The sequence below is a fragment of the Streptomyces olivochromogenes genome (assembly GCF_001514115.1).
GTDB classification, from domain to species: domain Bacteria; phylum Actinomycetota; class Actinomycetes; order Streptomycetales; family Streptomycetaceae; genus Streptomyces; species Streptomyces olivochromogenes.
Window position 1 is genome coordinate 1 of record NZ_KQ948536.1, and the last position, 1,084, is coordinate 1,084.

A 1,084-nucleotide genomic window follows, 5' to 3' on the forward strand; every position below is an offset into this window, starting at 1 on the left:
TATTCGCACAGACAACCAAGAGGACGCCGTGTCCACAGTCACTCCCACCCGGGCGCCGCACAGTGATGTGCCGACCGGTCACAAGGACGAAGGAAAGGTCGGCGCGGGTCTGTTCGACCCGAAGCAGCTGGTGAAGTCGCTGCCGGACGCTTTCCGCAAGCTCGACCCGCGGGTGATGATCAAGTCGCCCGTCATGTTCGTGGTGCTGGTCGGCTCGGTCCTGACGACGGTCTTCTCGTTCAAGGATCCGGGTGACTGGTTCGGCTGGGCGATCAGTGCCTGGCTGTGGCTGACCGTGATCTTCGCCAACCTGGCGGAGGCGGTGGCCGAGGGCCGCGGCAAGGCACAGGCGGACACGCTGCGCAAGGCCAAGACCGACACCGTCGCCCGCCGTCTCTCCTCGGACGGCATGTCCGAGGAGGAGGTTCCGGGCACGGAACTGCGCGTGGGTGATCTGGTCGTCTGTGAGGCGGGCGACATCATCCCCGGTGACGGTGACGTCGTCGAGGGTGTGGCCTCCGTGGACGAGTCGGCGATCACGGGTGAGTCGGCTCCGGTCATCCGGGAGTCCGGCGGTGACCGGTCCGCGGTGACCGGTGGTACGAAGGTTCTCTCGGACCGGATCGTCATCAAGATCACGACGAAGCCGGGTGAGACGTTCATCGACCGGATGATCGCTCTGGTCGAGGGCGCGGCCCGGCAGAAGACGCCGAACGAGATCGCGCTGAACATCCTGCTCGCCTCGCTCACGATCGTCTTCCTCCTCGCGGTGGCCACGCTGCCGCCGTTCGCGGACTACGCGGGCACACACCTGACGATGGTCGTCCTGGTGGCCCTGCTGGTCTGCCTGATCCCGACCACGATCGGCGCACTCCTCTCGGCGATCGGTATCGCGGGCATGGACCGGCTGGTCCAGCGCAACGTGCTGGCCATGTCCGGAAGGGCCGTCGAGGCCGCGGGTGACGTCTCCACGCTGCTGCTGGACAAGACCGGCACCATCACCCTCGGCAACCGCCAGGCCTCCGAGTTCGTGCCGGTGACCGGCACCACCGAGGCCGAGGTGGCGGATGCCGCTCAGCTGTCG

General features: G+C 67.2%; 1 protein-coding gene. It reads left to right on the forward strand.

Annotation, left to right across the window (positions count from 1 at the left end; genetic code table 11):
* Nucleotides 1-28: 28 nt before the first annotated feature.
* Nucleotides 29-1,084 (forward strand): HAD-IC family P-type ATPase (locus AQJ27_RS51445; protein ID WP_159064688.1); only part of this gene is annotated, 1,056 nt, incomplete at its 3' end.